Source organism: Microcystis sp. 49638_E5, assembly GCF_021300285.1.
Lineage (GTDB): Bacteria > Cyanobacteriota > Cyanobacteriia > Cyanobacteriales > Microcystaceae > Microcystis > Microcystis aeruginosa_C.
Map to the genome: position 1 here is coordinate 1 of NZ_JAJTDH010000153.1, position 5673 is coordinate 5673.

A 5673-nucleotide genomic window follows, 5' to 3' on the forward strand; every position below is an offset into this window, starting at 1 on the left:
TCAATTTCAACGGGGTTGATTAGCTCCATTGTCCCTTTTTGGACAAATAGAAGCATTAGCCCATTACGCTCTACCGGTTCTGAGTGAGCGAGGAGAATTAATTCATCCAATTCTTTTACTTGGTAAATAGGAGCGTCAACAGGAACAAGCGCATCCTCTGCGTAGCTGCTTTTTTTTGTGTAGCACCATTGCTGGTTCGTTATGTGGCATTTTATTAGGCATGCCTCATACGCTCGCATTTTATATGACGGAATTTTGAAGTAGTACATTGTTTTTCCTTATGTTTGTGGTTGATTTGAGCCTTTTAGTGCCATGCTCAGGGACGTGGGAGTATTATTTTAGATTGGCGTAGGCGGTATCTATGATGATGTTTATTCTGTCGAAGAAATGAGATTGGAAGGGAGTCTGTGAGTTGCATTCATCGTCGTTAAAATCGATGTTGACAAGTACCCAATTAACGTCTGGTATTTCTTCCTCTAGTACATCTCGGATTTGTTCGTCCTCAATGATTACTTCTGGTCGTCCGATTAACTTTATGTCCCAGTCCCATAGAGCACCTTTCTTTCTGAAGAAATAACAGTTTTTCTCGTAGACAATTAGGAAGTCGCCATCCTCATGATGGCAAAATACCTCTGTTAGCTTTTCGTTGTACAATGAGGAATAAAGAGATGGGCATAGCGGCAGTTTTGGTGCGGCTGTTATCCTGTCGTAAAGGTCTTGTATGTCGCGTGGTGTAACTCCGATTCCTTCGATACTAATCATTTACTTTATCCTCTATGTTTGGTTAATTGCCCCTTGCGGGGCTTTTTAGCTACTCTTCAATTTCTAGCCATCCAATGGCATCATTTAGCTCTTGAACTTCGGCGTTGACCTCGATAACCCGTTCTCGTAAGGCTTCGATTTTAGCCTCTACTTCTAAGGCTTGACGGTCGTTAGCCTCTAAATCCTTAATTAATTGACTGAATCGGCTTGCCATGGGTTTGTGTCCTCTGTGTTTGATATCTTCACTATATGGGAGTTCCCCTATATTGTCATCAGTAAATATACTGAACTTTTCTAGGAGAGATTCCATTGCTGTCTTTTGTATCGGGCAAAGTCAAAAATCCAATAATCTAGCTTGTTATGGGGATCGTTAAAGGGATGAGTATAAATTTCTTCCCCGTTAATTCCTCCCCATTTTTGCCGATAATAATCAAAATTCCCTTGGTGGGTACGTCCGTTTTCCCGCATAATTTTAGGATCGGAGCCTATCGCTCTAGAGCCTTGAATTTTCCCATTTACCAATTCCCCATGAATTAGTTCTAAATCTGGGATATTTTCGCATTGAATTTTTGATAATTTAGCCCGATAGTGATAGTCACAATCTTCTAGGTAGGCAGGGTAGATATTCTCGTCAAAAAATCCGACAGTTTCTAGTGCTAGGGGAGTGATCACAAAAGCACTCATACCCCATCCAAAAAGCAATCCATGAGTATCTAATCGCGGCTCTACAAAAGCTTTTATCTTGGCTAGGTCGTTTAGTCCTAGTTCGATATCAGAATTGAGAACTAGCCAATAAGGAGCCAGTGGAGTAGATTTAATAATTGCGTTCCAGCTAGCTCCTACTCCTAGATTATGTCCACAGGAATAGATTAGATGCTTTTCTATTAAATCCTCGAATTGGATATCTCCTCTAGGACTAAGATCAAGATGAGTATTCCAAGTAAATCTATAATCAAAGCCCCATGTTTCTTTTTGGATAGAAAGCGAATTACATAGCCTTTGGAGCAAATCAGGACGATTGATATACGGAACTCCAATTACTGGTTTGTTGCCCATTAAGTTTGTCCTTTGTACTTGATACTTTTACTATATAGAAATTTCCCCATATTGTCATTGGTAAATATACTTAAACATACTCAATTGAACTTCGGTTACTGGTGTATTCTCCACATAATTTTGTCCAAGTAAATACCTGAATACCATTCCACCAGGTATGGTGTCCATTGCCAATGGTGGGAAAGTCTAACACTTTTTGACATTCAGGATGATCCATTAAAAAGTGCTGATTGGCTAGTTTACAATCTTTTTCGTTAGTGTCATCCACAATGATTAAGGCATCGTCCGCAAGGTGAGGAATAGCCAGTTTTAAACCTTCGTATTGACTATCGTAGTCATGCGCCCCATCGTAGACATATATCCCTATTTTGGCGGGGTACTCAAACATATTAGACTTAAAATAATGCCGAAAATCATGATTAATTAAGTAGATATTTCTTTCTAATCCTTCTCGGTTAGCATTTTTGATAAATAGCTCTTGATTGTTGCCATGATCAAATTCAGAAAAGTTGTCGATGGCTATCCCCTTGGGGTTCAAGGGTAGATTAGGAGCGTCTAACATTGCACCGCAGATCATAGCTCCCTGATAAGTTCCTACTTCTAGATAAACCTCACCCTTTTCTAGATACCTTACAGCCAGATTAAGAAGGGTTAGGACATTTTGAGTTGTCATTCCATTTACTCTTTTGAGTAAATTTGCAAATCGGGAATCTTTCGGGGTGACATCTTCCGTTCCCCAGTTGTTAAACTCAAGGGGCAAATTAGCTAAAAATTCTTTGGTTTCCATGGGTTTTAATTAAGTGGTTAAATTTCTTTTTATTCTGTACTAAATAATCAGGAAATGTGTCATCAATCGGACATATTTTTAATTGTTGTCCGTTCCACAAGATGGCATTATCTACCCAGTTATTGGTATTTTTCCGATTCTCATGGGAGTTCATTTCTACATGGGCATAGCTTTCTAGTTTCTGCAACACCCTGTCTTTCCCCCCAAGATAGCTAAAGTGCCATCCGTAGCGCTCACAGGGGACAAAATTATCAATCCTACCCCGTAGCAAGCTCAACGATTCCCCTTTAATGTATTCGTGGTAGGGGATAGCTTTTGGTCCTGCCCATCCACAGGAAAAGGTATTTAGCCAGAAATAAAAAAGATGCTGATTAAAAGCAGCAACTCCCATATCAGAGGTGTAGGCTTTAACCGATTCAGCCGAAGGAATTTCATCAGCATCTGAGACTATCACAAAATCCCCATCTTCTAATTCTGGAACTCCTAGCCTGATAGCGTCCCTTTGCCCTTTTTCCCGAACCCAAGAATCTTGTGTATCAGGAGGCTCGTAAACAACGTGAATAATGCGGTCGTGAAAGTTTTTGAATAAATGGGCATTTTCTTGGTAATAAAGTGGCTTGGGATTGCCTGAGTGTGTGACAGAGGACTCGACTAAAATAAATTTATCAATTACTTGATCTAGTTCATTTAGTCTGATTTCTAATAATTCTAGCTCATTGAAAAACATAAAGCCATCATAGATTTTACCCATTTAATCCTCTAGCCATTTGATAAATTTATCGGCGACAAACTCCCAAGTAAACTGACTTAATCTGTTTTTTGCTCTAATTGCTTTTATTTCGGCAATCTCAGGATCGTTGTACACTTCACGCAAAACATAGGCAACATCGTCAAAACAAACATAAGCACGTTCTAGGCTTAAAATAGGATCGGTTAACATCATTGTTGGTTCAACAGGATAACCACTTTTTTCGTCAAACAATTCACCTAAAGCGGCAAAATTTGTATAGATTTGAGGACAGCCTACCATGGCGCTTTCGGTAGAAGTCAAGCCCCATCCTTCTCCTGTTGAAACATTAACGTTAACATCTACGGCATTATAGAAAAGATTTAAAAGTTCATTCGGAATTTGTGGATGCAAGTAGGAAATTGTAGGCTTTCCATTTTCATCAGTTTCTGTTGCGGGAAGTAGTAATTGTCCTTCTAGTTTTACCCCGTACAATTCACATTGTCTAGAAAATAATTCTTGTACCCAAAACCCAACATCTTTAAAACCGCAATGAAGGTATAGGTAAGGAATCTTTTCTAGTCCAGATTCTTTTACCCAAACTGCAAACTCAACAAAAGCCTTAACCAAAATGTCAAGGCGTTTCCTCTCTGTATTCCTGTTAGCAGAAAACACAATAAAACTATTTTCAGAAATGTAATCTTTAAAAAGAGCTTTTCTTGCTTCTTGTTTGTCTAGAGGATAAAAACAAGGACTATTTCCATGGGGAATAATTTCTATTTCTTCGTCCCATCCAGCTTTTTTAATAACATTTACTCCAAAATTGGTGTAAGTAGCTATCTTGTAAGCCTTAGAGAAATTGCAAATTAAAGGTGCGCTGTATCCTTCACTATCTACAGGAAAATAGAAGTAGAGTTTTCGCTCTAGCAGTTTTGGGCAGAAATGGAGGTAGTAGTTGATAATCCAAAGATCATTAAGAATTACCACCTTATCAAATTCATCAAGATTGATTCTCTTTTCTAGAGCTTTATAACCATAGGGATCGTTATTTTCAGGGTCAAAACAGCTAATAATGCGACAAGAATTTATCGCTACTATTTTGTCGCAGTCAAAATTCAGGGCATATACGGTAATATCATAAATTTGCTCCAATCTGGTTATAATTTCAAATCCTACCCTTCCGAAACCCGATGGGGGGCTTGTATCTTCAAGCGATTTTATTGGACTATCTCCGAGCCACAAAAGCTTAGGTTTTTCCATGTTGCAATTTATCCCAGTGAATTTACAAAAAGAGAAGCTTTGTATTTTGACAAAGCAGGGACTAGGCTGATCGCATCCTCTACCGATTCAAATTTTTCTGATTTAATTATTTTTTGGCTATCTGCTACAGACAGACCTAAGTTTCTTAAAGTTTGTAGTGTTACATTGTTTAGGTCAATTTTTTCCCCAGACTCGGTTTTATCGGCTAATACCTGCTCGTCTGGCTCCAAGCTCCAACCATCTCTTAGCCAAGCTTCAAGGTCTACGGGGTAAACTTCCTGCTCTTTTTCGTCCTTGTAAATAACGTACATATCCATCGGCTTACCATGGCTCTTAATAATGTTCTATACTATAGTACATTATGAGAAAAGAAAAAACATGGCTGATTGAACATCAGGAGTATGTTAGGGTTAATCGCCACCCTGAGATGTCTTTTTGTGAGCTATTTCTTGATAGGGAAGCCAAGCCATGAGCCGACTAAATCCTCTCGTGTTTCCATTGCCAACGGGACTTAAAAACACCTACTCAGGCATTCCTGAGAATACTTGGTTATTCGATGCTTCCAAGTTAGGCTTGGCAGGAGATTATCTAGTTTTATGGATACCTCCTGACGACTACAAAGCTGATCTGCCTACTGTGGAAGTGGTTTCTGGCTACAGTTCTAATTTTGTCAGCCCCGATGGTGACACCTATCAAATCCAAGCCACAATTAGAGATGGGAAAGAGTCAGCCGAACAAATATTAAAAGAACTAATTAGGCGCTCTTATTCAGGGGATACAGTTACTCCAATCACGCTTTACGACTACCACCGTGCGACTATTGACAGCCAATACACAGCCCGTCAGGGGGTAATGTGGATAGAACAGCCTACGGGTTCTTTTCGTGGTTCTAATCAAAATTTAAGCCAAGGTTTTAATGTTGTTTTTAAGGAGTTGTAACCATGTGGATTAAGACCAAAGTTAAAGGCAAAGCGTCCAGATTGATTAATTCCGATTCTTACGATGAGATAATGACCGATTTAGACGATCTATCTATCGTGGCGGTAAGCTGTGGATTTAACGGGACTGAATTAACTATTAA

The 5673-nt window shown here is 39.2% G+C and carries 9 protein-coding genes; 1 reads left to right on the forward strand and 8 read right to left on the reverse strand.

Annotation, left to right across the window (positions count from 1 at the left end):
• From LW728_RS22650 to LW728_RS22685, 8 genes are all read right to left on the reverse strand, one after another.
• Positions 1-269, reverse strand: a 269-nt coding sequence (locus LW728_RS22650) for a hypothetical protein (protein ID WP_287768432.1), incomplete at its 3' end; no start/stop codon positions are given.
• A 64-nt stretch (positions 270-333) separates the two neighbouring features.
• Complete coding sequence (locus LW728_RS22655) at positions 334-762, reverse strand: hypothetical protein (RefSeq protein WP_287768433.1); 429 nt, start codon at positions 760-762, stop codon at positions 334-336.
• A gap of 49 nt (positions 763-811) precedes the next feature.
• A complete protein-coding gene (locus tag LW728_RS22660) occupies positions 812-976 on the reverse strand; it encodes a hypothetical protein (protein ID WP_287768435.1) in 165 nt (54 codons plus the stop codon).
• Between the two features lie 80 nt (positions 977-1056).
• The gene (locus tag LW728_RS22665) at positions 1057-1818 is read right to left on the reverse strand and encodes a glycosyltransferase family 2 protein (RefSeq protein WP_287768436.1); all 762 of its coding nucleotides are present in this window, start codon (positions 1816-1818) and stop codon (positions 1057-1059) included.
• Positions 1819-1888: 70 nt separating this feature from the next.
• Positions 1889-2605 carry a class I SAM-dependent methyltransferase gene (locus tag LW728_RS22670; RefSeq protein WP_287768439.1) on the reverse strand — a complete coding sequence of 239 codons (717 nt, stop codon included), beginning with the start codon at positions 2603-2605 and terminating at the stop codon, positions 1889-1891.
• Positions 2580-3356: a glycosyltransferase family 17 protein gene (locus tag LW728_RS22675; protein ID WP_287768440.1), complete on the reverse strand. Its 777-nt coding sequence runs from the start codon at positions 3354-3356 to the stop codon at positions 2580-2582. The genes LW728_RS22670 and LW728_RS22675 overlap by 26 nt, the downstream gene beginning before the upstream one ends.
• Positions 3357-4592 (reverse strand): glycosyltransferase family protein, encoded by a 1236-nt coding sequence (locus LW728_RS22680; RefSeq protein WP_287768442.1) that lies wholly within the window; start codon positions 4590-4592, stop codon positions 3357-3359.
• Positions 4593-4600: 8 nt separating this feature from the next.
• Positions 4601-4909 (reverse strand): helix-hairpin-helix domain-containing protein, encoded by a 309-nt coding sequence (locus LW728_RS22685; protein WP_287768444.1) that lies wholly within the window; start codon positions 4907-4909, stop codon positions 4601-4603.
• A gap of 172 nt (positions 4910-5081) precedes the next feature.
• Here LW728_RS22685 and LW728_RS22690 point away from each other — a divergent pair, with 172 nt between their 5' ends.
• Positions 5082-5531 carry a hypothetical protein gene (locus tag LW728_RS22690; protein ID WP_287768447.1) on the forward strand — a complete coding sequence of 150 codons (450 nt, stop codon included), beginning with the start codon at positions 5082-5084 and terminating at the stop codon, positions 5529-5531.
• Positions 5532-5673: the final 142 nt, after the last annotated feature.